Annotated in this window: 19 protein-coding genes; 7 read left to right on the top strand and 12 right to left on the bottom strand. The window is 71.2% G+C overall.

Annotation, left to right across the window (positions count from 1 at the left end; all coding sequences use genetic code 11):
- Positions 1 to 44: 44 nt before the first annotated feature.
- The 9 genes from pssA to ACFU5F_RS28675 all read right to left on the bottom strand — a co-directional run bounded on the left by pssA (position 45) and on the right by ACFU5F_RS28675 (position 11,190).
- Positions 45 to 863: a CDP-diacylglycerol--serine O-phosphatidyltransferase gene (pssA, locus tag ACFU5F_RS28635; RefSeq protein ID WP_383893282.1), complete on the bottom strand. Its 819-nt coding sequence runs from the start codon at positions 861 to 863 to the stop codon at positions 45 to 47.
- A 37-nt stretch (positions 864 to 900) separates the two neighbouring features.
- The gene (locus ACFU5F_RS28640) at positions 901 to 1,557 is read right to left on the bottom strand and encodes a phosphatidylserine decarboxylase (protein WP_078531507.1); all 657 of its coding nucleotides are present in this window, start codon (positions 1,555 to 1,557) and stop codon (positions 901 to 903) included.
- A gap of 191 nt (positions 1,558 to 1,748) precedes the next feature.
- Entirely contained in the window at positions 1,749 to 2,954 is a 1,206-nt protein-coding gene (locus ACFU5F_RS28645; protein ID WP_383893137.1) for an acyl-CoA dehydrogenase family protein, read from the bottom strand.
- Positions 2,955 to 2,956: 2 nt separating this feature from the next.
- Complete coding sequence (locus tag ACFU5F_RS28650; RefSeq protein WP_383893140.1) at positions 2,957 to 3,469, bottom strand: MaoC family dehydratase; 513 nt, start codon at positions 3,467 to 3,469, stop codon at positions 2,957 to 2,959.
- 5 nt (positions 3,470 to 3,474) lie between these two features.
- Positions 3,475 to 4,449 (bottom strand): HpcH/HpaI aldolase/citrate lyase family protein, encoded by a 975-nt coding sequence (locus tag ACFU5F_RS28655; RefSeq protein ID WP_383893143.1) that lies wholly within the window; start codon positions 4,447 to 4,449, stop codon positions 3,475 to 3,477.
- Positions 4,446 to 6,521, bottom strand: coding sequence for a protein meaA (locus ACFU5F_RS28660; RefSeq protein ID WP_383893146.1), 2,076 nt, complete (start codon positions 6,519 to 6,521; stop codon positions 4,446 to 4,448). The genes ACFU5F_RS28655 and ACFU5F_RS28660 overlap by 4 nt, the downstream gene beginning before the upstream one ends.
- A gap of 9 nt (positions 6,522 to 6,530) precedes the next feature.
- On the bottom strand, positions 6,531 to 7,868 hold the full coding sequence (ccrA, locus tag ACFU5F_RS28665) for a crotonyl-CoA carboxylase/reductase (protein WP_383893149.1): 1,338 nt from the start codon (positions 7,866 to 7,868) through the stop codon (positions 6,531 to 6,533).
- Between the two features lie 423 nt (positions 7,869 to 8,291).
- Entirely contained in the window at positions 8,292 to 9,101 is an 810-nt protein-coding gene (locus ACFU5F_RS28670; RefSeq protein ID WP_383893152.1) for a TetR family transcriptional regulator, read from the bottom strand.
- A gap of 274 nt (positions 9,102 to 9,375) precedes the next feature.
- On the bottom strand, positions 9,376 to 11,190 hold the full coding sequence (locus ACFU5F_RS28675) for a 3-hydroxyacyl-CoA dehydrogenase family protein (RefSeq protein WP_383893155.1): 1,815 nt from the start codon (positions 11,188 to 11,190) through the stop codon (positions 9,376 to 9,378).
- Between the two features lie 373 nt (positions 11,191 to 11,563).
- Between ACFU5F_RS28675 and ACFU5F_RS28680 the strand changes: the two genes are divergently transcribed.
- Positions 11,564 to 12,139 carry an adenylosuccinate lyase gene (locus tag ACFU5F_RS28680; protein WP_383893158.1) on the top strand — a complete coding sequence of 192 codons (576 nt, stop codon included), beginning with the start codon at positions 11,564 to 11,566 and terminating at the stop codon, positions 12,137 to 12,139.
- Here ACFU5F_RS28680 and ACFU5F_RS28685 read toward each other — a convergent pair.
- From ACFU5F_RS28685 to ACFU5F_RS28695, 3 genes are all read right to left on the bottom strand, one after another.
- Positions 12,136 to 12,690 carry a GNAT family N-acetyltransferase gene (locus ACFU5F_RS28685; RefSeq protein WP_383893161.1) on the bottom strand — a complete coding sequence of 185 codons (555 nt, stop codon included), beginning with the start codon at positions 12,688 to 12,690 and terminating at the stop codon, positions 12,136 to 12,138. The two genes, ACFU5F_RS28680 and ACFU5F_RS28685, sit on opposite strands and share 4 nt — an antisense overlap.
- Positions 12,691 to 12,754: 64 nt before the next feature.
- Positions 12,755 to 14,326 carry an alpha/beta hydrolase gene (locus tag ACFU5F_RS28690; protein ID WP_383893163.1) on the bottom strand — a complete coding sequence of 524 codons (1,572 nt, stop codon included), beginning with the start codon at positions 14,324 to 14,326 and terminating at the stop codon, positions 12,755 to 12,757.
- Positions 14,327 to 14,476: 150 nt separating this feature from the next.
- Complete coding sequence (locus ACFU5F_RS28695; RefSeq protein WP_383893166.1) at positions 14,477 to 15,520, bottom strand: Rv2578c family radical SAM protein; 1,044 nt, start codon at positions 15,518 to 15,520, stop codon at positions 14,477 to 14,479.
- Between the two features lie 209 nt (positions 15,521 to 15,729).
- Here ACFU5F_RS28695 and ACFU5F_RS28700 point away from each other — a divergent pair, with 209 nt between their 5' ends.
- The 6 genes from ACFU5F_RS28700 (at position 15,730) to ACFU5F_RS28725 (ending at position 24,672) form a co-directional block, all read left to right on the top strand.
- Positions 15,730 to 16,173 carry an SRPBCC family protein gene (locus ACFU5F_RS28700; protein WP_012999610.1) on the top strand — a complete coding sequence of 148 codons (444 nt, stop codon included), beginning with the start codon at positions 15,730 to 15,732 and terminating at the stop codon, positions 16,171 to 16,173.
- A 192-nt stretch (positions 16,174 to 16,365) separates the two neighbouring features.
- The gene (locus ACFU5F_RS28705; protein WP_383893170.1) at positions 16,366 to 18,738 is read left to right on the top strand and encodes an MFS transporter; all 2,373 of its coding nucleotides are present in this window, start codon (positions 16,366 to 16,368) and stop codon (positions 18,736 to 18,738) included.
- Positions 18,739 to 18,982: 244 nt separating this feature from the next.
- On the top strand, positions 18,983 to 21,448 hold the full coding sequence (locus ACFU5F_RS28710) for a SpoIIE family protein phosphatase (protein ID WP_383893285.1): 2,466 nt from the start codon (positions 18,983 to 18,985) through the stop codon (positions 21,446 to 21,448).
- Positions 21,449 to 21,660: 212 nt separating this feature from the next.
- Positions 21,661 to 22,386 carry a class I SAM-dependent methyltransferase gene (locus tag ACFU5F_RS28715; RefSeq protein WP_383893173.1) on the top strand — a complete coding sequence of 242 codons (726 nt, stop codon included), beginning with the start codon at positions 21,661 to 21,663 and terminating at the stop codon, positions 22,384 to 22,386.
- Between the two features lie 113 nt (positions 22,387 to 22,499).
- The gene (locus ACFU5F_RS28720; protein ID WP_383893175.1) at positions 22,500 to 23,333 is read left to right on the top strand and encodes a M55 family metallopeptidase; all 834 of its coding nucleotides are present in this window, start codon (positions 22,500 to 22,502) and stop codon (positions 23,331 to 23,333) included.
- A complete protein-coding gene (locus ACFU5F_RS28725) occupies positions 23,326 to 24,672 on the top strand; it encodes a M20/M25/M40 family metallo-hydrolase (protein ID WP_383893178.1) in 1,347 nt (448 codons plus the stop codon). The genes ACFU5F_RS28720 and ACFU5F_RS28725 overlap by 8 nt, the downstream gene beginning before the upstream one ends.
- Positions 24,673 to 24,677: the final 5 nt, after the last annotated feature.

Below are 24,677 nucleotides of genomic sequence, written 5' to 3' on the forward strand. Positions count from 1 at the left end.
GAGCCATGAAGGCTCGGGCCACACCCGTCAGTGCGGAGCGAAGGTCAGGGCAGCTGTGCCGCGCGGGCCTCGCGTCGGTTGTCGCGGAAGTTGTTCACGCGTCGAGCCGTGGCGAAGAGGGGGATCACCGCGCCCATGACGAGCTGCAGGGCGCAGCCGGTCTGGAGGAGCAGCTGACCGCCGGGGGCGTCGAAGGCCCAGGCCATCAGCAGACCCATCGACAGGACGATCCAGGAGAGCATCGCCACCGCGAGCGGACCTCGCGGCTTCGGGTACTCGACCCGGCTCACCATCAGCCACGCCGTACCGATGATCGCCAGGAGCGTCGCCACGAAGGGCAGCTCCAGGAGCACGATCGACACCACGGTCAGCGCGCCGAACGGCGACGGCATGCCCTGGAAGGTGCCGTCCTTCACCGTCACGCAGGAGAATCTGGCGAGCCTCAGCACCACGGCCAGCAGCACCACGATCGCCCCCACCGCCGCCACCCGCTGGTGCGCGTCGTCGGCGACCATGCCGTAGACGAGGACGAAGTACGCCGGCGCCAGGCCGAAGCTGATCAGGTCGGAGAGGTTGTCCAGCTCCGCGCCCATCGGCGAGGAGCGGAGCTTGCGCGCCACCAGCCCGTCGAAGAGGTCGAAGATCGCCGCGCACAGCATCAGGATCACGGCGGTGGCCGCGCTGTGGCGGGCCATGCCCGTCTCCTGGCTGCCGGTGAGGTGCGGGATCAGGATGCCGGTGGTGGTGAAGTACACCGCCATGAAGCCGCACGTGGCGTTGCCCAGGGTGAGGGTGTCCGCTATCGACAGACGGAGCGACAGCGGCATCTCCTCCGCGTCGTCCTCCACGTCGACCTCGGGCACCCAGCCCGCCCCGGTCTGGCCGGGCTGGGTCTCAGGATCAGTCACGGTCAATGCGAGTCACTCCAGCCACGGTCTTCTGCCCCACCTCGACGTCGATCTCCACACCCTCGGGCAGGTAGATGTCCACCCGCGAGCCGAAGCGGATCAGCCCGATCCGGTCACCCTGCTCGACCTTGGTGCCCTCGGGGATGTACGGGACGATACGGCGAGCCACGGCGCCGGCGATCTGGATCATCTCGATGTCACCGAGTTCGGTGTCGAAGTGCCAGACGACGCGCTCGTTGTTCTCGCTCTCCTTGTTGAACGCCGGTACGAACCCGCCCGGGATGTGCTCGACCGACGTCACCGTGCCGGACAGCGGCGCCCGGTTGACGTGGACGTTGAGCGGGCTCATGAAGATCGCGACGCGGGTGCGGCCGTCCTTCCACGGCATGATGCTCTGCACCACTCCGTCGGCGGGAGAGATGACCCGGCCCTGGGCGATCTCACGCTCGGGGTCGCGGAAGAACCACAGCATGCCCGCCGCCAGCGCGGTGGCGGGTACGGCCACGGCCCGTGCGGCACCGGAGCGGCGCGAACGGGCGAGGCTGAGTGCTGCGGTGGCGACGGTCGGGAGAAGCCACGGCGATGCTCCGCGCGCGAGCCGTACTCCGGCAAGGCTGTCACGAGGTGCAGAGGTTTGGCTGTGGGGCATGGATGACCTTCGTAGCGGATGATGCCGCGCGGTGACTGGGGACGGCGGCTTTCCGGGGATGGTACCGGTCGCGGACCGCAACTGGGCAAGCCAGGAAGCCGAGTCGACGGCCGAAGACTGCTCACGGGGTGTGATCTTCTTCTCGAAGAAAACACCCGCAAGCGGACAACCGGCCCTCGACCAGCCCTTGACTAACCCTGGAACCGATACTCCTCGAGCAGCCGACGACCGATGATCATTTTCTGGATTTCTGCGGTGCCTTCACCGATCAGCAGCATCGGAGCCTCGCGGTAGAGGCGCTCGATCTCGTACTCCTTGGAGAAGCCGTAGCCGCCGTGGATCCGGAAAGCGTCCTCCACGACTTCCTTGCAGTATTCGGAGGCGAGATACTTCGCCATCCCTGCTTCGAGGTCGTTTCGTTCGCCCGAGTCCTTTTTGCGTGCTGCGTTCACCATCATCGCATGGGCGGCCTCGACCTTGGTAGCCATCTCGGCCAGCTTGAACTGGATCGCCTGGTGCTGGGCGATCTGCTTGCCGAAGGTGTGGCGCTGCTGGGCGTACGAGACCCCGAGCTCGAACGCACGCTGAGCGACACCGCAGCCACGTGCGGCCACATTCACCCGGCCCACCTCGACGCCGTCCATCATTTGGTAAAACCCTCGGCCGGTGGTGCCGCCCAGGACACGATTGGCCGGAATGCGCAGTCCGTCCATGATGAGCTCGGTCGTGTCGACGCCCTTGTAGCCCATCTTGTCGATCTTCCCGGGGATGGTGAGGCCGGGGCGGACCTCTCCGAAGCCGGGCTCCTTCTCGACCAGGAAGGTCGTCATCGACTTGTGGGGTGCCGTGCCCTCCGGGTGTCCTTCGTCACTTCGGACGAGAACGGCGACCAGTGTTGACGTTCCGCCGTTCGTCAGCCACATCTTCTGACCGTTCAGGACGTACTCGTCGCCGTCCCTGACCGCCTTCGAGGTGATCGCCGACACGTCGGAGCCGAGAGCGGGCTCCGACATCGAGAACGCGCCCCGGATGTCGCCGGCCGCCATCCTCGGCAGGAAGTGGTCCTTCTGCTCCTGCGTGCCGTGCTGCTTCAGCATGTACGCGACGATGAAGTGCGTGTTGATGATGCCGGACACGGACATCCAGCCCCGGGCGATCTCCTCCACGCACAGCGCGTAGGTGAGCAGGGACTCGCCCAGACCGCCGTACTCCTCGGGGATCATCAGGCCGAACAGGCCCAGTTCCTTCAGCCCGTCGACGATCGCTTGCGGGTACTCGTCGCGATGCTCCAGCTCCGTCGCGACCGGGATGATCTCCTTGTCCACGAAGTCACGGACGGTGGACAGGATCTCCTGCTGGACGTCCGTGAGACCGTGGGTCTGGGCGAGTCGTGCCATGGCTACTTCTCCTGCTCCCTGAGCTCGGGGCGGCCCGGCTGCTCGCCGCCGCGCTCCTTGATGTAGGTCTCGGTGGGCACCATGACCTTGCGACGGAACACACAGACCAGCGTGCCGTCCTGCTTGTAGCCCTTGGTCTCCACGTACACGATGCCGCGGTCGTCCTTCGACTTCGACGGCCACTTGTCGAGCACGGTCGTCTGGCCGTACAGCGTGTCGCCGTGGAAGGTCGGCGCCACGTGCCGCAGCGACTCGATCTCCAGGTTGGCGATCGCCTTGCCCGAGACGTCCGGCACGGACATGCCCAGCAGCAGCGAGTAGATGTAGTTCCCGACCACCACGTTCTTGCCGAAGTCGGTCGTCTTCTCGGCGTAGTTGACGTCCATGTGGAGCGGGTGGTGGTTCATCGTGAGGAGACAGAAGAGGTGGTCGTCGTACTCCGTGACCGTCTTCCCGGGCCAGTGCTTGTAGACCGCCCCGACCTCGAACTCCTCGTAGGTGCGTCCGAACTGCATCGCGCTCAGCCCTCCGGGATCTCGAACTTCGACGTCCGCTGCATGCCGGCGGCCCGCCCCTTGCCGGAGATGACCAGCGCCATCTTGCGGCTGGCCTCGTCGATCATCTCGTCGCCGAGCATCGCCGAGCCCTTCTTGCCGCCGGCCTCGGACGTGCACCAGTCGTACGCGTCCAGGATCAGCTCGGCGTGGTCGAAGTCCTCCTGCGAGGGCGAGAAGATCTCGTTGGACGCCTCGACCTGGCCGGGGTGCAGCACCCACTTGCCGTCGAAGCCGAGCGCGGCGGCGCGCCGGGCGACCTCGCGGTAGCCGTCCACGTTGCGGATCTGCAGGTAGGGACCGTCGATCGCCTGGAGGTTGTTGGCGCGGGCCGCCATCAGGATCTTCATCAGGATGTAGTGGTAGGCGTCCGCCGGGTAGCCGGGGGGCTGCTCGCCCACGACCAGCGACTTCATGTTGATCGACGCCATGAAGTCGGCCGGGCCGAAGATGATCGTCTCCACGCGCTGGGAGGCGGTGGCGATCTCGTTGACGTTGTTCAGGCCCTGCGCGTTCTCGATCTGCGCCTCGATGCCGATCTTGCCGACCTCGAAGCCCATCGTCTTCTCGATCTGGGTGAGGAGCAGATCGAGGGCGACGACCTGCTGGGCCGTCTGCACCTTCGGCAGCATGATGCAGTCGAGGTTCTGGCCGGCGCCCTCGACGACGGTCACGACATCGCGGTACGTCCACTCCGTCGTCCAGTCGTTGACCCGCACGACCCGGGTCTTGCCGGTCCAGTCGCCCTCGTTGAGGAACTTGACGATGGTGTGGCGCGCCTCGGGCTTGGCGAGCGGGGCGCAGGCGTCCTCCAGGTCCAGGAAGACCTGGTCGGCCGGGAGGCCCTGGGCCTTCTCCAGGAAGCGGGGGTTGCTTCCCGGCACCGCGAGGCAGGAGCGCCGCGGACGAAGGCGGTTCACCTGCGGAACAGGGCTGGTCATGCGGGGACCTCCAGGGGGTCGAGCGTGTTGGCCTTGCGGATCTCGTCGACGATACGGCCGATGATCCCGGTGATGTCGAAGTCCTTCGGGGTGAACACGGCGGCCACTCCGGCGGCCCTGAGCTGCGCGGCGTCCGCGTTCGGGATGATCCCGCCGGCGATCACCGGGATGTCGTGGGCGCCCGCCTCCCGCAGCCGGTCCAGCACGTCCGGGACCAGCTGGGCGTGCGAGCCGGAGAGGATGGACAGGCCGACCGCGTGCACGTCCTCGGCGAGGGCCGCGTCCACGATCTGCTCCGGGGTGAGCCGGATGCCCTGGTAGACCACCTCGAAGCCCGCGTCACGGGCCCGCACGGCGATCTGCTCGGCCCCGTTGGAGTGCCCGTCCAGGCCCGGCTTGCCGACGAGGAAGCGGAGCTTGCCGACACCCAGGTCCTTCGCCGTCAGCTCCACCTTGCGGCGGACCTCCGACATCGCCGAGCCCTCCTCGGCCGGGACGGCCACCGGCGCCGACGAGACACCGGTCGGTGCCCGGAACTCCCCGAACACCTCGCGCAGGGCCCCGGCCCACTCACCGGTCGTGACCCCGGCGCGGGCGCACTCCAGGGTGGCCTCCATGAGGTTGTCCGTGCCCTTCGCGGCCTCCTTGAGCCGCTCCAGCGCCTTGCACGGACGCGGGTGGTTGAAGGGCGGCTGGTAGCGCGTGTCGCGCCAGTTCCGCAGCGACGCGATCACCCGAGCCTCGACCGCCGGGTCGACCGTCTGGATCGCCGCGTCCAGGTCGGCGGTCAGCGGGTTCGGCTCCGTCGACTCGTAGATGTTGACGCCGACGATCTTCTCCTGACCGGACTCGATCCGGGCGCGGCGCTCGGCGTGCGAGGAGACCAGCTGCGACTTGAGGTAGCCGGACTCGACGGCGGCCATCGCGCCGCCCATCTCCTGGATCCGCCCGATCTCGGCGAAGGACTCCTCGACCAGCGCGGCCACCTTCGCCTCGATGACGTGGGAGCCCTCGAAGATGTCCTCGTACTCCAGCAGATCGCTCTCGTGCGCCAGCACCTGCTGGATCCGCAGCGACCACTGCTGGTCCCAGGGCCGGGGGAGCCCCAGGGCCTCGTTCCAGGCCGGCAGCTGCACCGCCCTGGCCCGCGCGTCCTTGGAGAGCGTCACGGCCAGCATCTCCAGCACGATCCGCTGGACGTTGTTCTCCGGCTGCGCCTCGGTCAGCCCGAGGGAGTTGACCTGGACGCCGTAGCGGAAGCGCCGCTGCTTGGGGTTCTCGATGCCGTACCGCTCGCGGGTGATCCGGTCCCAGATCCGGCCGAACGCCCGCATCTTGCACATCTCCTCGACGAAGCGGACGCCCGCGTTCACGAAGAAGGAGATCCGGGCGACGACGTCACCGAACTTCTCGGCCGGGACCTGCCCGGAGTCCCGCACGGCGTCCAGTACCGCGATCGCCGTGGACATCGCGTACGCGATCTCCTGGACCGGCGTGGCGCCCGCCTCCTGCAGGTGGTAGCTGCAGATGTTGATCGGGTTCCACTTCGGGATGTGGGAGACCGTGTACGCGATCATGTCCGTCGTCAGCCGGAGCGAGGGTCCCGGCGGGAACACGTGCGTGCCCCGCGACAGGTACTCCTTGACGATGTCGTTCTGTGTCGTGCCCTGGAGCTGCGTGACGTCCGCACCCTGCTCCTCGGCGACGACCTGGTAGAGCGCCAGCAGCCACATGGCGGTGGCGTTGATGGTCATCGAGGTGTTCATCTGCTCCAGGGGGATGTCCTGGAACAGCCTGCGCATGTCACCGAGATGGGCCACCGGGACGCCGACCCGGCCGACCTCGCCGCGGGCGAGGACGTGGTCGGAGTCGTAGCCGGTCTGGGTCGGCAGGTCGAAGGCGACCGACAGACCCGTCTGCCCCTTGGCGAGGTTGCGCCGGTACAGCTCGTTGGACGCCTCGGCCGTGGAGTGACCGGCGTACGTCCGCATGAGCCACGGCCGGTCCCTCTCCTTCGGCGCCGGAGGCGTGGCCTCCCGCTTGCCGCCTGTGGCGGGCTGACGCTCACTCATGCCTCGACCTCAGATGTTCCGGAAGCGGTTGATGGCGTCGATGTGCTGGGCGCGCTTGGCGTGGTCGCGCACGCCGAGGCCCTCCTCGGGGGCGAGCGCGAGGACGCCGACCTTGCCCTGGTGGAGGTTGCGGTGCACGTCGTAGGCCGCCTGGCCGGTGTCCTCCAGCGAGTACACCTTCGACAGGGTGGGGTGGATCTTCCCCTTGGCGATGAGGCGGTTGGCCTCCCATGCCTCGCGGTAGTTCGCGAAGTGCGAGCCGATGATCCGCTTCAGCGACATCCACAGGTAGCGGTTGTCGTACTCGTGCATGTAGCCCGAGGTCGAGGCGCAGGTGGTGATGGTGCCGCCCTTGCGGGTGACGAAGACGCTCGCGCCGAAGGTCTCGCGGCCGGGGTGCTCGAACACGATGTCGATGTCCTCGCCGCCGGTGAGCTCGCGGATGCGCTTGCCGAAGCGCTTCCACTCCTTGGGGTCCTGGGTGGTCTCGTCCTTCCAGAACTTGTAGTCCTCGGCGGTGCGGTCGATGATCGCGTCGGCGCCCATCGAGCGGCAGATGTCCGCCTTCTGCTCACTGGAGACGACACAGACCGGGTTGGCGCCGCCCGCCAGCGCGAACTGGGTGGCGTACGAGCCCAGGCCGCCGCTGGCGCCCCAGATCAGCACGTTGTCGCCCTGCTTCATGCCGGCGCCGTTGCGGGAGACCAACTGCCGGTACGCGGTGGAGTTGACCAGCCCCGGAGCGGCGGCCTCCTCCCAGCTGAGGTGGTCGGGCTTCGGCATCAGCTGGTTGGACTTGACGAGCGCGATCTCCGCGAGCCCGCCGAAGTTGGTCTCGAAGCCCCAGATCCGCTGCTCGGGGTCGAGCATCGTGTCGTTGTGGCCGTCGGAGGACTCCAGCTCGACGGAGAGGCAGTGCGCGACGACCTCGTCACCGGGCTTCCAGGAGTTGACGCCCGGGCCGGTGCGCAGGACGACGCCCGCGAGGTCGGAGCCGATGATGTGGTACGGCAGGTCGTGGCGCTTGGCCAGCTCGCTGGTGCGGCCGTAGCGCTCCAGGAACCCGAAGGTGGACAGCGGCTCGAAGATCGAGGTCCACACGGAGTTGTAGTTGACCGAGGAGGCCATGACGGCCACCAGGGCCTCGCCCGGGCCGAGCTCCGGCAGCGGGACCTCGTCGAGGTGGATCGACTTGCGGGGGTCCTTGTCACGGGTGGTGAGCCCCGCGAACATCTCCGTCTCGTCCTTGTGCACGGTGATCGCGCGGTACGACTCGGGGAGCGGCAGAGCGGCGAAGTCGGCGGACGTGGAGTCCGGCGACTGGATCGCGTCCAGGATTTCCTTCACGGTGGTGCCTCCGGCGACGAGCGTCCTGAGGGAAGACGCTGCTGAGGGTTACGTCGGGTGCTGAACTGGTGGGCGTGGTGCCGTCGGTCCGGCGGAGGTGGTGCTGTGGCGGCGCTTTGTGGCGCGGAAGGGTGCCTGTGACGCAGGCGTCCGGGCGCGCGGACCGTGGTCTGCGGGGACAGTCGGCGTACGGGAGTTCTCCGCCCGCCGGCCGCCCGGACTCCCTTCAACGTATGGCACGCCGTGTCACCCCGCAAGGCACCGAGTGCCAGAAACTTCGCTCAGGTGAAATCTTTACGTAACACGTGAGCGATGATCGATCAGGCGGCGGTCGAAAAGGGCCTCTGACATGGCAAAACGGCCACCCCGCAGGGTGGCCGTCCTCACAGTTACCGATGAGTAAAAGGTGGTTCCGGGTCGGGCTCAGCGGTCGCGGAGCGCCTCTTCGATGGTCCGCATGACCTCGTCGAGGGGGGCATCGGTACGGGCGACCGTCACCAGGACCTCGCCGTGGGTGGAGGCCGTCGCGGCGGCCGGCTCGGGTGCCAGGGTGCGGCCGGCGCCGATGCCGGTGCCGAACGTCCGGCGCACGATGGCGAAGGCGTGGTCGAGCTGCGCCTCCACGTCGCCCTGCCCGCCGGACCTGAGCCACCGGCGCAGCACGTGGTTGTGCGCGGTGACGACCGCCGACGCGGCCACCTCGGCGAGCAGCGGATCGTCGTTGCCGGCGTCGTGGTGGGCGTTCTCGTCGAAGTGGCCCAGCAGGTAACGGGTGAACAGCCGCTCGTAGCGGGCCACGGAGGCGATCTCCGCCTCCCGCAGGGTGGGGACCTCGCGGGTCAGCTTGTAGCGGGCGACCGAGATCTCCGGCCGGGCCGCGTACATCCTCATGACTTCCTTGATGCCGCGGCACACCGTGTCGAGCGGGTGCTCGTGCGGAGGCGCCGCGTTGAGCACCGCCTCCGCCCGGATCAGGGTGTCGTCGTGGTCCGGGAAGATCGCCTCTTCCTTGGAGCGGAAGTGGCGGAAGAACGTGCGGCGGGCGACCCCGGCCGCCGCGGCGATCTCGTCGACGGTGGTCGCCTCGTACCCCTTGGTCGAGAACAGCTCCATGGCCGCGGCCGCCAGTTCCCGGCGCATCTTGAGGCGTTGGGCGGCGGCACGGCTCCCCGCGGCGCTCTCCGGAGCGTCGGGCGCAGCTGGCGTACGTGAGGACTTGGCGGGCTGGGACATGCCCCGAACGTACTGCATCCGTGCAGGAGAGTGCGCGTGTCCGGCCATCCCCCCGCCCTGCTCGGACGGGGGAGCGGCAGGGGCAGCGGAGGGCGGGACGGGGGACCGGCCGGCCGCGGGGGAGGCGGACCGGGCGTACGGGGGGCGGCTGCCCGGGCCGAGCAGCCCGCCCCAGTCCGTGCCCGCCGACGCGCGGCCCGCCCGGCCCCACCCCTCGGCCGGGCCCGGCGCGGACGCCGGGCCCGGGGGTGCTCCGTGCCCGGCGTCCGCCGGCTCAGCGCTTGGCATATTCGCGGAAGCCGCGGCCCGTCTTGCGGCCGAGGCAGCCCGCGGCCACCAGGTGCTCGAGCAGTGGCGCCGGGGCCAGTCCCGGGTCGCGGAACTCGCGGTGCAGGACCTTCTCGATGGCCAGCGAGACGTCCAGCCCGACCACGTCCAGCAGTTCGAACGGGCCCATCGGGTAGCCGCCGCCCAGCTTCATGGCCGCGTCGATGTCGTCCAGCGTCGCGTAGTGCTCCTGGACCATCTTGATCGCGTTGTTCAGGTACGGGAACAGCAGCGCGTTCACGATGAATCCGGCCCGGTCGCCGCAGTCCACGGGGTGCTTGCGGATCTTCGCGCACACCTCGCGGACGGTGGCGTGGACGTCGTCGGCGGTCAGGACCGTGCGGACCACCTCGACCAGCTTCATCGCGGGCGCCGGGTTGAAGAAGTGCATCCCGATCACGTCCTGCGGGCGCGAGGTGGCGCGGGCGCAGGCGACGACGGGCAGCGAGGAGGTGGTGGTGGCGAGGATCGCGCCCGGCTTGCAGACCTTGTCGAAGGCCGCGAACAGCTGCCGCTTGACCTCCAGGTCCTCGGCCACGGCCTCCAGCGCCAGATCGACGTCCGCGAAGGCGTCGTAGGAGCCGGCCGGGGTGATCCGGTCCAGGGTCTCGGCGGCGGCCTCGACCGTCATCCGCCCCTTGTCGACGGAGCGTGCCAGCGACTTGCCGATACGGGCCTTCGCGGCCTGCGCCTTCTCCTCGGTGCGTGCGGCCAGCACGACCTCGTACCCGGACTTCGCGAACACCTCGGCGATCCCGGACGCCATGGTCCCGGAGCCCGCGACACCCACCGAGCGGACGGTGCGCCCGGCGGCCGCGGCGGTCCCGTCCGACGGCGTCAGCGCGTCCGGCACGACGCCGGCGGAGCCGGGGGCCTCGTAGGTGTAGAAGCCGCGCCCCGACTTGCGGCCGGTCAGCCCCGCCTCACTGAGCTGCCGCAGGATCGGCGCCGGCGCGTGCAGCCGGTCGTGCGAGGCCGCGTACATGGCCTCCAGGACCGTGCGCGCGGTGTCGACACCGATCATGTCCAGCAGGGCCAGCGGACCCATCGGCAGACCGCAGCCGAGCCGCATCGCCGCGTCGATGTCCTCGCGGGAGGCGTACTTCGCCTCGTACATCGCGGCGGCCTGGTTGAGGTAGCCGAACAGCAGCCCGTCGGCGACGAATCCGGGCCGGTCGCCGACCGCGACGGGCTCCTTGCCGAGGTCGAGGGCGAGATCGGTGACCCGGGCGACCGCCTGGGGCGCGGTCAGCACCGAGGAGACGACCTCGACCAGCTTCATCGCGGGCGCCGGGTTGAAGAAGTGCAGCCCGAGCACCCGCTCCGGACGCGCCGACTCGGCGGCCAGCCGCGTCACCGACAGGGCGTTGGTGCCGGTGGCGAGGACGGCGTCGGGGCGCACGATCGCGTCCAGCTCACGGAAGACCTGCTGCTTGATCTCGTACGACTCCGGGACCACCTCGATCACCAGGTCGGCGTCGGCCGCCGCCTGGAGGTCGGTGAAGGTGCGGAAGCGGGCCAGGGCGTCGCCGCGCTCCTGCTCGGTGAGGCGCCCGCGGGCCACGGCACGCTCGGTGGCGGCCTCCAGCGCGGCGACGGCACGGGCCGCCGCGGCCTCGCTGATGTCGATGCCGACGACCTCGCGGCCGGCCCGGGCGAGCACCTCGGCGATACCGGTGCCCATGGTGCCGAGGCCGATCACGGCGATCGTCCTGAACGGGGACTGCGGGGACAACGACGAGTCGGAAAGGGGAGTGGCCATCGCGGGACTCCAGGATGTGGTGACGACTGAGGGAAGCGCCGCGGGTACGCGAAGTGCGCGCAACCGGCGCGTGGCGTGCGGGTGTTGGATGGTGCCGGGCTGATGAACGCACACGCCCGGTGCCGTCGCCGCGGGCATGCACACGCCCGGGGGAACGGCTGAACCGACCGGCCCTGTCCCGAGGCCGAACCGTACTGGTACTCCAGGTACCGAACCGACTGTGCTCTCGACGGCTGCGTCACCAAACCGTCGGGAGCGATCACGAGTGGGTAACTCGCTCGTCTGAGCTTAACCGGTGGGTAACGAGCACGCCAGCCCTCGTGTTTGTGACGTACGTCCCCCAAGCGTGCCCGGCGCCCGTACGCTCGTCGACATGGACGAGGAGTTGCGATCACTCACGGAGCGTGTGCGGAGCGAGTCGGGCGGCGCGGCGGGATGCGAGAGGCTCGTCCTGACCGAGAACCTGGACGAACTGGCGGGCGTGCTCGTGGAGCAGGGGCAGCCGCTCTGGGCGCGGGAGTTGGCCGCGTTCCGGCTGGGCCTCGCGGGGGACCGCCGGGCCTTCGAGTCCCTCGTCCTCCTGCTCAACCACCGCGATCCGCCGCGCTGCGCCTCCGCGGCCTACGCGCTGGCCCGGCTCGGGGACCCGCGCACCGCGCGCGCCGCGGCCGCCCTCGCGACGAACGAACTCCGGGTCGCCTACGCGCTGCACCCGGTGCGCCTGCTCACCGAACTCCGCGCCCCCGAGTCCGTCCCGGCGCTGATCACCACCCTCCGCCGCCGACTGGGACCGCACGACCCCTACCGCCGGGTGGCGCTCGCGTGCGTGGAGGGGCTGGGCGCCCTCGGGGACACCCGTGCCGGGCCCGTACTGAACGAGGCGCTCGCGCATCCGCGGCTCGCGGAGGCGGCGGTGCGGGCGCTGGCGCGCATCCCCGGGCAGCGCTAGGGCCTGTCGGCGCCGAGGGCCTTCACGTACCGGACCTCCGGCACCTTCGTCCCGTCGGCCTCGAACGGCTCCTCGGTGCCGTCCGCGGTGAAGCCGTGGTGCGCGTAGAAGCGGCGGGCGCGGGTGTTGTCCTTCAGTACCCACAGGAGCATGGCGCCGTGGCCTGCCGCCGCGCAGCGCTCGGTGGTCTCCCGCAGCAGCGCGGTGCCCACTCCGGTGCCCAGGTGGCCCGGCCGGGTGTACAGCGCGTACAACTCGGCGTCCCCGGTACGGATTTCGCCGTCGCGGTAGGGGCCGTACGCAGCCCAGCCGATGATGTCGCCGGCCCGCTCGGCGACCAGGTTCACCACGGGGTTGCCGGACTTCGCCAGCATCAGGCGGCGCTTCTCGGCGTCCTCCGCCACGTCCATCGCGTCGAGGTACGACCGCGGGACGAGACCGGCGTAGGCGCTGCGCCAGCCGCCCACGCGGATCTCGGCCACGGGGCGGCAGTCGGATGGTGTCATCGCGCGGACACGCAGGCCGAAGGGGCCGGTGGGGGTGCCGTTCATGGCGGCACCCTAGGCGGGGTGGCCGCGGGAGTCCCGTGGTTTTCCGGGGCGCCCGCGGCCGGGCTCAGCCGCGGAACCCCAGCAGGCCGTGCAGCGTCGAGCCCCGGGAGGAGGTGGACGCGGACTTGTTCTTCAGGGGTTTGGGATCGGCGAGCTTCTTGCAGGTGGCGTCGGTCAGGCCCTGGCCGCGCGGCACCGTGCCGTCGGTCAGGTAGGCCGCCAGGTGCTTGTCCAGGCAGGCGTTGCCGCTCAGCGAGATGCCGTGGTTCCCGCCGCCCTCCTCGACGACCAGACTGGAGCCGCGCAGCAGCTGGTGGGTGACGGCCCCGCCCTCGTACGGGGTGGCCGCGTCGTCCGTCGCCTGGAGGATCAGGACCGGCGGCAGTGCGGTGTTGGAGACGTCCACGGGGTCCAGGGACGCGGTGGGCCAGAACGCGCAGGGTGCGTTGTACCAGGCGTTGTTCCAGGTCATGAACGGCGCCTTCTCGTACATCGCCCAGTTGTCCTCGCGCCACTCGTTCCAGTCGCGGGTCCAGTGCGCGTCACGGCACTGGACCGAGGCGTAGACGCTGTAGCCGTTGTCGCCGGCCGCGTCGACGGCGCCGAAGTTCTCGTACGCCTCGACCAGCGGATCGTCGTTCTTCTTGTTCACGAAGGCCGCGAACGCCTCGGCGAGATAGGGCCAGTAGCCGTTGTAGTAGCCGCCCGGCATGAAGATGTCCTCCAGCTCGGAGGCGCCCACCCTGCCGTCCGCGGGCCGCTCGGCCAGCGCCGACCGCATCGCGTACCACTTGGCCTCGATCTTCTCCGGATCGGTGCCGAGCCGGTACGTCCCGTGGTGCCGGGCGATCCAGGCCATCAGGGCCCGGTGGCGGTCGTTGAAGGCCCGGTCCTGCTGGAGGTTGCCGTCGTACCAGACCCCCGTGGGGTCCACGACGGAGTCCAGCACCGCCCGCCGTACACGGTGCGGAAAGAGCTTGGCGTACACGGCGCCCAGGTAGGTGCCGTACGAGTACCCGAAGTAGTTGATCTTCTTGGCGCCCAGCGCCGCGCGGATGGCGTCCAGGTCCTTCGCCGCGCTGACCGTGTCGATGTACGGCAGCACGTCCGCGTACTTCTTGGCGCACGCCTTGGCGAAGGCCTTCGCCCGCGCGAGATTGGCCCGCTCGGCCTTCGGCGTGCTCGGCACGGAGTCCGGGCGCACCGCGGCGAAGTGGCCCGGCCGGCAGTTCAGCGCGGGCTTGCTGGCGCCGACGCCGCGCGGGTCGAAGCCGATGACGTCGTACTGCGCCGCCACCTTCTTCGGCAGCGAGGACGCCACGAACCCGGCGAGGGTGAGGCCGCTGCCGCCGGGCCCGCCCGGATTGACCAGCAGAGGGCCCTGGTACTTCTTCGCGGTGTGCGGGACGCGGGAGAGGGCGAGGGTGATCTTTCTGCCGTTCGGCTTCCCGTGGTCCAGCGGCACCTTCAGGGAGGCGCACTGGAGCTTCGGGTAGTCGGCGGTGGCGCACTTCTTCCAGGCCGGCTTCGCCATCGGGGCGGCGGCGGAAGCGCCGCTCGCGCCGGCCGGGACCGCGGTGACCATTCCGGCCAGCACGGCGACGGCACCGCACAGAGCAGCTGTGCGTTTCTTCATCGTCAGGCCTCCCAGGGACGGAGGATTTCGGGCCGTGCACGCCACGGCCTTCGTCGCATCGTCCCGAACCGGGCCCCGCGAAGAACGCGTTCCACCGACACTTGACCCGTTCGGGGCGGCAGAAGCGCCCGGATGCTCTCCGAGGCGGATTCAGAGGAGGGTCAGCTGGGTCGGTTCCGTGGGCGGGGCCGGCTCCGGCGCGGGACGCTCGCGCACCGGCAGCCGTCGCGGCGGCCCCGCGCGCCGGGCACCCATGCCGTACTCCTCGGCCAGTTCGTGGACCTGACGGGTGATCTGCCGCTGATACCACTTCGGGGCGTAGGCGCCCTCCGCGTACAGCAGCTCGTAACGCCGTACGAGACGGGGGTGATGGCGTTCCAGCCAGGCCATGTACCACTCACGTGCGCCGGGCCGCAGATGCAGCACCAGCGGGGTCACGGAGGTGGCGCCGGAGGCGGCGACGGCCCGGACCGTCTCGCGCAGCCGGTCGGGGTGGTCGCTGAGGAAGGGCAGTACGGGGGCCATCAGCACCCCGCAGCCGATGCCCAGTTCGGTGAAGGCGCGGACGACGTCCAGTCGGCGTTCGGGCGCGGGCGTGCCCGGTTCGACCGTGCGCCACAGGTCGTGGTCGGTGAAGCCGACGGAGACCGACAGGCCGACCTCGGTGACCTCCGCCGCCTGCCGGATCAGGTCCAGGTCGCGCAGGATCAGCGTGCCCTTGGTGAGGATCGAGAAGGGGTTGGCGTGGTCGCGCAGGGCCGCGATGATGCCCGGCATCAGGCGGTAGCGGCCCTCCGCGCGCTGGTAGCAGTCGACATTGGTGCCCATCGCGATGTGCTCGCCGTGCCAGCGCGGTGAGGCCAGCTGCCGGCGCAGCAGGTCGGGCGCGTTGACCTTCACGACGATCTGCGAGTCGAAGTCGAGGCCCGTGTCGAGGTCCAGATAGCTGTGGGTCTTGCGGGCGAAGCAGTAGACGCACGCGTGCGCGCAGCCCCGGTAGGGGTTCACCGTCCATTCGAACGGCATCCGGGAGGCTCCCGGCACCCGGTTCACGATCGTCCTCGCCCGGACCTCGTGGAAGGTCATGCCGCGGAACTCGGGAGTGTCGAAGGTGCGGCTCGTCACCAGGTCCGTGCCGAACAGTGCGGCGTCCCGGGCCGTGGCGGGGTTCTCGGCCAGATGGTCCCAGCGCATGGACGCCTCCTCGGTCGCTCTGTCCTCAGAATAGAACACATGTTCTCTTGATCGTGCGAACTGGCTTTCGAACATCGTGTGGAGGTCTCGTCGGGGGTCTTCCGGGCAGGCGGCCGCGGTCCCTTGGGGCACCCCGATTTGGGCCCTCCGGGCGGGGGGTGGTTGGCTTTCCGCACATCCCCGAGTTACCAAGTGCTGGAGGAAGTGCAATGGCGCAGGTCGAGGCCACGACCGAACGAGTCGTAGCGGCGGACGCGGAGACGGTGTTCGACACCCTGGCCGAGTACAACGGCGCGCGCGAGAAGCTGATGCCGCAGCACTTCAGCGAGTACGAGGTGCGCGAGGGCGGCGACGGCGAGGGCACCCTCGTCCACTGGAAGCTCCAGGCGACCAGCAAGCGCGTCCGCGACTGCCTGCTGGAGGTCACCGAGCCCTCCGACGGTGAACTCGTCGAGAAGGACCGCAACTCCTCCATGGTCACCGTCTGGCGGGTCACCCCGGCCGGCGAGGGCAGCTCCCGCGTCGTCGTCACCACCACCTGGCAGGGCGCCGGCGGCATCGGCGGCTTCTTCGAGAAGACCTTCGCCCCCAAGGGCCTCGCCCGGATCTACGACGCCCTGCTCGCCAACCTCGCCGCCGAGGTGGAGAAGTAGGCACCGCGGTCAGGGGCCGCCGGGCCCGCGGTGCCCCGCCCAACGGGCGCGCCCCGCGGGTGCGTTGCCGCCCTCACCGGTTCGGGTGGATCTCCGTGACGCGCGCCGGAATGCCGTAACTCGTCGCACTTGCCGACAGTTCCCGCTTATCGCGGGAATTGTGCGGTAAGTGCGACGAGGGGAGCGGTACGCATGGGCGCGATCACACTGGTGAAGGACGAACCGGCCACCACACCCGCTGCACCGCCACCGGCGGACGGACCTCCTCCGCACGGTCCGCACCGGGTCCGGCTGGTCTTCTGCGCCCTCCTCCTCGTCCTGCTCCTCGCCGCGCTGGAGCAGATGGCCGTCGCCACCGCCCTCCCCGAGATCGTCGGCGAGCTGCGCGGCGTCGACCGGATGTCCTGGGCGATCACCGCCTACCTCCTCACCGCCGCGGTCGCCGTGCCCGTCCATGCCGCACTGAGCGAACTCCGCGGCCCCAAGGGCGTGTTCCAGTGCGCGCTCGTGCTCTTCGTGGCCGGCTCCGCCCTCGCCGGACACGCCCGCACCATGGACCAGCTCATCGCGTTCCGCGCGCTCCAGGGAGCCGGCGCCGGCGGCCTCATGATCGGTGTGCAGGCGATCGTCGCCGAACTCGTGCCGTCCCGCAGCCGCGGCCGTCATCTGGGCGTCGTCGGGGCCGCGTTCGGCCTCGCCTCCGTCGTCGGCCCGCTCCTGGGCGGCTGGCTCACCGACCACCTCTCCTGGCGCTGGTGCTTCTACCTCAACGTGCCCTGCGGGCTCCTCGCGCTGGCCGTCGTCACCTTCGCGCTGCGGCCGGTCAGGACCGCCGCCAGGGGGCGCCTCGACATCCTGGGCACCCTGCTGCTCGCCGTCGTCTCGACCTGCCTGGTGCTGCTGGCAGGCTGGGGCGGCACCTCCTACGCCTGGAACTCACGGCCGGTCCTCGCCCTCGCCGCCGGAGCGGTCCTGGCGACCGCGCTGCTCCTCGTCGTCGAGCGGTTCGCGGTCCAGCCCCTGCTTCCCCTGCGGCTGTTCAGGGACCCGGTCTTCCTGGTGACGGGCCTCGTGGGGAGCACCGTCGGTGTCGCCCTCTTCGCCACCGCCGGCTACCTGCCGAACCAACTGCGGATGGTCGGCGGGATCTCCGCCACCGCGTCCGGGCTGCTCATGCTGCCGATGACGGCCGGCATCGTCGGCGCGTCCGTCGTCTGCGGTCGGCTCATCGCCCGTACCGGGCACTACCGGACGTACCCGGTGCTCGGCGGCGCCCTCGCCGCCCTCGGCGTCTGGTTGCTGTCCCGCCTGGGGCCGGACACCCCCCCGCTGCAGTTCGGCATCCGGACGGCCGTCCTCGGCGCGGGCATCGGCATGGTGATGCCGGTCCTGGTCCTCGCGGTGCAGCACTCCGTACGCCCCGCCGACGTCGGGGCAGCCACCGCCGCCGGCGACTACTTCCGGCAGATCGGGGGCGCCGTGGGTGTGGCGGCCGTCGGCGCGCTCCTCACCGCCCGCCTCGCCGACCGCCTGCCCGAGCGCGCGGGAGCCGTGCTCCCCGACCCCGGCTCCCTGACCCCGGACCTCGTCCACGCCCTGCCCGCCCCGCTGCGCGACACCTATGTCGCCGCCTACGCGGAGACCGTGCCGGAGCTCTTTCTGTACCTCACGCCGGTGCTCGTCCTCGGGGCCGTCGTGGCCTGCTTCCTCAGGGCGAGGACCCCGCTGCCCTGCGACGAGGTGCCCGCCGGGCCCGCCCCGGCACCCGTGCCCGCGGCCCGGGTGCCGCAGGCCCGTGCTCCCCACGAGGCCGGCGTCCCTGTCCTCGGCACGGTCCAGCAGTCCGACGGCTCGGTCGTGCCCCGCGCCGCGCTCACCCTGATCGACGCCGGAGGACGGCAGACCGGGCGGGGTGGCAGCGGCGAGGACGGGCGGTACGCGCTGTCGACCCCCGGGCCGGGGGCGTACGTGCTGATCGCGGCCGCCGGCGGTCACCAGCCGCAGGCCGTGAGCGTCACCGTCGGCGAGGGTCCCGTCGAGGTCGACATCGTGCTCGGCGGCGCGGGACGCCTGGCCGGGACCGTACGGACGGCGGACGGGCGGGCGGTCAGCGACGCGACCGTCACCCTCACCGACGCGCGCGGAGAGGTCGTCGTGACGACCCGCAGCGGAGCCGAGGGCGACTATCTCGTCACCGAGCTGGCGGCCGGCGACTACACCCTCGCCGTGAGCGCCCACTCCCGCCGTCCGGCCGCCTTCCCCGTCACCGTCCGCGCCGCCCGCGAGACCCGCCGGGACGTCGAACTGGCCGGGGGCGCCGTGCTGCTCGGTACGGTCCGCGCCGGGGGCGGCCGCCCGGTGGAGGACGCGCGCGTGACGCTCCTGGACGCCGCCGGGGACGTGGTCGACACGATCACCACCGGCGTCGACGGAACGTTCCGGTTCACCGACCTCACCGCCGGTGAGTACACCGTCATCGCCACCGGGTATCCCCCCGTCGCGACGGTGCTCCAGGTCGACGGCGGCGGGACGGAACGGGATGTGCGGCTGGGGCACGCGGACTGACTCGACGGTCATCGGAGCCCGGGGGAGCCGGCCGGCCGGTGAGTGCCGTGGGGCTGCGGTGGGGGTGTGGCGGGGCATCGACGAGGGGCGCGCGGGTGATCGCGCGCCGCCCGTGTGGCCTGCGCGTGCGCCGGAGGCTCCCACGGAGCAATTCGCGTATTGCCACACATCGCGACGCTACGCGGCCGTACGGTAGTGGGGGCGGCGCAGATCTTGGGAGCCGTGGGGAGAGAGGGCCTTGGCCATGGACCGTGGCACCGACACGGGCGCGACTACCGGCCTCGGAGCCGGTGACGGCACGGCGGAGGGGGCCGCGGGCGGCCGTATTCCTCTGGCCGTGGTCGTCGTCGACCGCGCCGGCCTCGTCTCGCACTGGAGCACCGGCGCACGCCGGCTGTTCGGCACCACCAGGGACGAGGCGACGGGCCGGCCCGCCCTGGACCTGCTGCCCGTCGCCGGCGCCCTCCCGGACGAGTACGACAGGCCGCCCCACGGGGTGTACGGCGGCGCCTACGACGCACTCGGGCACGACCTGGAGACCTCCCTCGACGGACACCTCGCCTACCCGGCGGCGGGCCGCGCCCGGCTCACCGTGGCCGGCCGCGACCGGACGGACGTCCTGTGGTGGGCGTACCCCCTGGTCGGCCCCGGCCGGGAGCGCCTTCTCGTGCTGGCGGCCGACGCCGAGGCGCTGCGTCGGCACGACGACGGGCCCGCCGTCGCCGTCGAACGCATCGCGCCCGGCTTCGCCCTGCACACCGACTTCCCCGGCGCCGAGGAGCTGGCCCGCAGGCTCCCCGAGATCCTGCCCAGCATGAGCGTCGGCGAGAGCGCCCGCATCGTCGCCCAGGTCCTCGAACTGGGCTATCCGGTGCTGGAGTTCAGCCAGAACGACCGGGTTCCGGTCACCCCCGACTGGGGCGTGCCCCGGCGCGCGGAGCGCCGGGCGCGTCGTGAGCGGGCCGCGCGCGCCGTCGCCGAGGGGCTGCCGGTCCCCCCGGAGGTGCTGGAGGAGGCGCAGGACCTCGAATACGTGGCCGTGCGCGAGCGCCTGGAGTTCCTGAACGAGGTCAGCGGGCGCATCGGCACCTCCCTCGATCTGTCGCAGACCATCGTCGAGGTCAGCCGGGCGGTCGTGCCCCGCTTCACCGACGTCGCCGGCACCTATCTGCGCGAGCAGGTCGTCGCGGGTGAGGGCTTCCCCGAGGGCGTGCCGGACACGACGACCATGTGGCACCGGGTCGCCCTGGAGCACACGGACGAGCCGGGCCGCTGGGACGACGTCGTCCCCGTGGGCGAGGCCATGCCGTTCCCGGCGCACACCCCGTTCTTCCAGTGCATGACCACCGGCGAGCCCGTCCTCGTGCCCCGTATCAGCGAGCAGATGGGGCACGCGATCGCCGCGCAGTTCGACAAGCGCGACATCCGGCCGCTGATCACCGGCCGCTCCATGCTGGTCGTCCCCCTGAAGGCCCGCAACGTGGTGCTCGGATTCATGATCCTGCTGCGCCACCCGGAGCGCGAGGTCTTCGACGACATGGACCGCGTGACCGGCGCCGAACTCGCCGCCCGTGCGGGCCTGGTCCTCGACAACGCCCGGATGTACACCTACCAGGAGAACGTCGCCGAGACGCTCCAGGACAGCATGCTCCCGCAGATCGATGCCCACATGGCGGGCTGCGACATCGCCACCCGCTACCTGCCGGGCACCCTCCTCGGGAGGGTCGGCGGCGACTGGTTCGACTCGGTGAAGCTGCCCGGCGCCCGTACCGCGCTGGTCGTCGGCGACGTCATGGGGCACGGCCTCAACTCGGCCGCGATGATGGGCCAGCTGCGCACGGCCGTGCAGACCATGGCCGCCCTCGACCTGCCGCCCGCGCAGCTCCTGCGCAACCTCGACGACCTCGCCCAGCGCCTGGGCGAGCACTACCTTGCCACCTGCCTCTACGCCGTCTACGACCCCATCGTGGGCGAGCTGCACCTCGCCAACGCCGGGCACATCCCGCCCGTGCTGGTTCGCGCGGTGGACGGCCGCAGCGAACTCCTCGACCTGCCCACGGGCGCCCCGATCGGTGTCGGAGGGGTGCCCTTCGAGGCGGTGCGCGTGCGTGTGGAGCCCGGCGACCGGCTCGTGATGTGCACCGACGGGCTGGTCGAGGTGCGCGGCGAGGACATCGGTGTCGGACTCGCCACCCTCTGCGAGTCCGCCGCCCACCCGGCCGCCTCCATGGACCATGCCTGCGACACCATCATTCGCGCCCTCAACACACGCGGCGGCCGCAAGGACGACGTGGCCCTGCTGATGGCCCGGCTCAACGGCATCGAGCCCGAGGACGTGGCCGAGTGGCGCCTGACCCGCGACCCGGTCGAGGTGGCCCGTGCCCGCGCCGTCGTCCGCGAACAGCTGTACGTCTGGGGACTCGACGGTCTCGCGGACACCACCGCGCTCCTGGTCGGCGAATTCGTCACCAACGCCGTACGGCATGCGCGCGGGCGTCATGTCGAACTCCGACTGGTCCGCGGGGACACCCTGCAGTGCGAGGTCTACGACGACGACCCCACCCTGCCGACCCTGCTCAGCGCGGCGCCCACGGACGAGTTCGGCCGCGGGCTGCGTGTGGTGACCACCCTGGCCCGGGAGTGGGGCACCACCCGGACGGGCGCGGGCAAGACGGTGTGGTGCGAGCTGACGTTGCCGAGGCGACGCTGAACGCGCGGGCACGCGGGGACGAGCCGGGGCACACCGCCCCTACGGAGGACGCAGGGCGTACGGGAAACACAGGGCGCACGGGGCAGGCAGGGCGCGCGGGTGCTGGACGCGGGGTGAAGGTGCGCGCACGGCGCTTGCCCCGGTGCTCCCGGCGCGGTAGACCGATCTGGGCCGCCGGAAGGGTGGGCCGCGACGCTGTTCGGGGGGTTGGCATGAGCGTGACGAGTCGATACCGGGAAGCCTGGGAGGGGTTCTGGCGGGAGGCTCCGGACGGACCGGGCGAGGTCTTCTGGGACGCAGGGCCCGAACGGACCGCCGCGGTCCATCTCGCCCTGTACGAGCCCCACCTGACGGCCCCCGGCCTGCCCCTGGTCGACCTCGGCTGCGGCAACGGCACCCAGACCCGCTACCTGGCCGACCGCTTCCCCCGGGTGATCGGCGTCGACCTCTCCACCGCCGCCGTCGACCTGGCCCGCCGCGCCGACCCCGACGGCCGGGCCACGTACCGAGCCCTGGACGCGGCCGACCGGGCGCAGGCCGAGGCCCTGCACGCCGACCTCGGCGACGCCAACGTCTACGTACGCGGCGTGCTCCACCAGTGCGAGCCCGACGACCGGCAGCGTCTCGTCGACACCGTGGCCACGCTGCTGGGCGAGCGGGGCCGGGTCTGCCTCGTCGAACTCGCCGAGGCCGCCCGGCCCGTCCTCATGGGCCTCGCTCAGGGCCCCGGCGGTCCGCCGGCCAAACTCGCCCCGGTGCTGCGGCACGGGATCGCCCCGGGCGAGGTCGGGGACGCCGCGGTCCCGCGGTATCTGCGGGCGGCCGGCCTGACCCTGGTCGCCGAGGGCGAGCTTCCGCTGGTCACCACCGAGCACACGGCGGACGGCGCCCGGATCGAACTGCCGTCGAGGTGGTACGTGGCGGGGCGCACCGCGTAGGGCCTGCCCCCCGGAGGGGGCCGGGCGCCCTCCCGGGGGCGTCCGTGGGCCGTGGCGGTGAGAGTTATCCACAGGTCTGCCACGGATCGGCGCGACCGCGTACGGTTCGAGCCATGAAGATCCTCATCAGCGCCGACATGGAGGGCGCCACCGGTGTCACCTGGCCGGCCGACGTCCTGCCGGGGACACCACAGTGGGAACGGTGCCGTTCGATGTTCACCTCGGACGTGAACGCCGCCGTGCTCGGTTTCCTGGACGGCGGCGCCGACGAGGTGCTGATCAACGAGGCGCACTGGACGATGCGCAATCTGCTGCTGGAGGAGCTGGACGAGCGCGCGCAGATGCTGACCGGACGGCACAAGGCGCTGTCCATGGTGGAGGGCGTGCAGCACGGTGACGTGGACGGCATCGCCTTCGTGGGCTACCACGCGGGCGCCGGCATGGAGGGCGTCCTCGCCCACACCTACCTGGCCAACTCCATCACCGGGGTGTGGGTGAACGGGGAGCGGGCCAGCGAGGGGCTGCTCAACGCGCATGTCGTGGCCGAGTACGGGGTACCGGTGGTGCTGGTGACCGGCGACGACGTGGCCTGCGAGGACGCCCTGGGGTATGCGCCCGAGGCGCTCAAAGTGGCGGTCAAGGACCATGTGTCGCGGTACGCGGCCGTGTGCCGCACCCCGGTGAGAACGGCCGCCGACATCCGCGCGGCGGCGAAGGAGGCCGCCGCGCTCGCCGTGCGGCACGCACCGGTCAGGGGCGGACCGTTCACCGTGGCGCTGGAGTTCGACGCCGAGCACCTGGCGATGGCCGCGACGGTCGTCCCGGGCGTGACCCGTACCGGTGAACGCAGGATCGCGTACACCAGCCCGACCATGTACGAGGGAATCCGTACGTTCAAGGCGGTCACCACGATCGTCTCGGCCGCGGTGGAGGAGACATATGGCTGAGCCCACGAGGGCCCCTGAGACGGAGTCCCTGGAGGGGCAGGCGCTGGACGAGGTCGTCCGGTTCACCTCCGACCTCATCCGTATCGACACCACCAACCGCGGCGGCGGGGACTGCCGGGAGCGGCCCGCCGCCGAGTACGCCGCCGCGCTGCTGGCCGAGGCAGGCCCGGAGCCCACCCTGCTGGAGCGCACCGAGGGCCGGACCAACTTGGTGACGCGGATCGAGGGCACCGACCCGTCGGCGGACGCACTGCTCGTCCACGGTCACCTGGACGTGGTGCCCGCGCAGGCGGCGGACTGGACCGTGCACCCGTTCTCCGGGGAGATCCGCGACGGGGTGGTGTGGGGCCGGGGCGCGGTCGACATGAAGAACATGGACGCGATGATCCTCGCGGTCGTCCGGCACTGGGCACGCACCGGCGTGCGGCCCCGCAGGGACATCGTGATCGCGTTCACCGCCGACGAGGAGGCGAGCGCCGTGGACGGCTCCGGCTTCCTCGCCGACGCGCACCCCGGTCTCTTCGAGGGCTGCACCGAGGGCATCAGCGAGTCGGGGGCGTTCACCTTCCACGACGGCGCGGGCCGCAGCATCTACCCGATCGCGGCCGGGGAGCGCGGCACCGGCTGGCTGAAGCTCACCGCCCACGGCCGGGCCGGTCACGGCTCCAAGGTGAACCGGACCAACGCGGTGACCCGGCTGGCGGCCGCGGTCGCCCGGATCGGCGCGCACGAGTGGCCGCTGCGGCTCACCCCGACCGTCCGCGCGGCGCTCACCGCCCTGGCCGCGCTGTACGGGGTCGACGCCGACCTCGACCACCCCGGCGGCGTCGACCGGCTCCTCGACAAGCTCGGTCCGGCCGCCGCCCTGGTCGAGGCGACCGTGCGGGGCAGCGCCAACCCGACGATGCTGGACGCCGGTTACAAGATCAACGTGATTCCGGGGGAGGCCGTCGCCCGCGTCGACGGGCGGTTCCTCCCCGGCGGCGAGGACGAGTTCCGGGAGACGCTCGACCTGCTCACCGGGCCGGACGTGGAATGGGAGTACGAGCACCGGGAGGTGGCTCTCCAGGCCCCGGTGGACTCGGTGACGTACGCGCGGATGCGGGCCGCCGTCGAGGAGTTCGCACCCGAGGGCCATGTGGTGCCGTACTGCATGGCGGGCGGCACCGACGCCAAGCAGTTCTCGCGGCTCGGCATCACCGGATACGGCTTCTCGCCGCTGAAACTGCCCGAGGGATTCGACTACGCCGCGATGTTCCACGGGGTGGACGAGCGCGTCCCGGTCGAGGCGCTCCATTTCGGCGTCCGCGTACTCGACCGCTTCCTGCGGACGGCCTGAGCGAT

This window comes from Streptomyces sp. NPDC057438 (assembly GCF_042802995.1).
GTDB lineage: Bacteria > Actinomycetota > Actinomycetes > Streptomycetales > Streptomycetaceae > Streptomyces.

Bases quoted from the DNA above. Each gene is read 5' to 3' on its own strand.
- ACFU5F_RS28690 (WP_383893163.1), bottom strand. From the start codon at position 14,326: ATGAAGAAACGCACAGCTGCTCTGTGCGGTGCCGTCGCCGTGCTGGCC.
- ACFU5F_RS28685 (WP_383893161.1), bottom strand. From the start codon at position 12,690: ATGAACGGCACCCCCACCGGCCCCTTCGGCCTGCGTGTCCGCGCGATG.
- ACFU5F_RS28655 (WP_383893143.1), bottom strand. From the start codon at position 4,449: ATGACCAGCCCTGTTCCGCAGGTGAACCGCCTTCGTCCGCGGCGCTCC.
- ACFU5F_RS28725 (WP_383893178.1), top strand. From the start codon at position 23,326: ATGGCTGAGCCCACGAGGGCCCCTGAGACGGAGTCCCTGGAGGGGCAG.
- ACFU5F_RS28705 (WP_383893170.1), top strand. From the start codon at position 16,366: ATGGGCGCGATCACACTGGTGAAGGACGAACCGGCCACCACACCCGCT.
- ACFU5F_RS28680 (WP_383893158.1), top strand. From the start codon at position 11,564: ATGGACGAGGAGTTGCGATCACTCACGGAGCGTGTGCGGAGCGAGTCG.
- ACFU5F_RS28670 (WP_383893152.1), bottom strand. From the start codon at position 9,101: ATGTCCCAGCCCGCCAAGTCCTCACGTACGCCAGCTGCGCCCGACGCT.
- ACFU5F_RS28640 (WP_078531507.1), bottom strand. From the start codon at position 1,557: ATGCCCCACAGCCAAACCTCTGCACCTCGTGACAGCCTTGCCGGAGTA.
- ACFU5F_RS28700 (WP_012999610.1), top strand. From the start codon at position 15,730: ATGGCGCAGGTCGAGGCCACGACCGAACGAGTCGTAGCGGCGGACGCG.
- ACFU5F_RS28645 (WP_383893137.1), bottom strand. From the start codon at position 2,954: ATGGCACGACTCGCCCAGACCCACGGTCTCACGGACGTCCAGCAGGAG.
- ACFU5F_RS28695 (WP_383893166.1), bottom strand. From the start codon at position 15,520: ATGCGCTGGGACCATCTGGCCGAGAACCCCGCCACGGCCCGGGACGCC.
- ACFU5F_RS28720 (WP_383893175.1), top strand. From the start codon at position 22,500: ATGAAGATCCTCATCAGCGCCGACATGGAGGGCGCCACCGGTGTCACC.
- ACFU5F_RS28710 (WP_383893285.1), top strand. From the start codon at position 18,983: ATGGACCGTGGCACCGACACGGGCGCGACTACCGGCCTCGGAGCCGGT.
- ACFU5F_RS28715 (WP_383893173.1), top strand. From the start codon at position 21,661: ATGAGCGTGACGAGTCGATACCGGGAAGCCTGGGAGGGGTTCTGGCGG.
- ACFU5F_RS28650 (WP_383893140.1), bottom strand. From the start codon at position 3,469: ATGCAGTTCGGACGCACCTACGAGGAGTTCGAGGTCGGGGCGGTCTAC.
- ACFU5F_RS28675 (WP_383893155.1), bottom strand. From the start codon at position 11,190: ATGGCCACTCCCCTTTCCGACTCGTCGTTGTCCCCGCAGTCCCCGTTC.
- ACFU5F_RS28660 (WP_383893146.1), bottom strand. From the start codon at position 6,521: ATGAGTGAGCGTCAGCCCGCCACAGGCGGCAAGCGGGAGGCCACGCCT.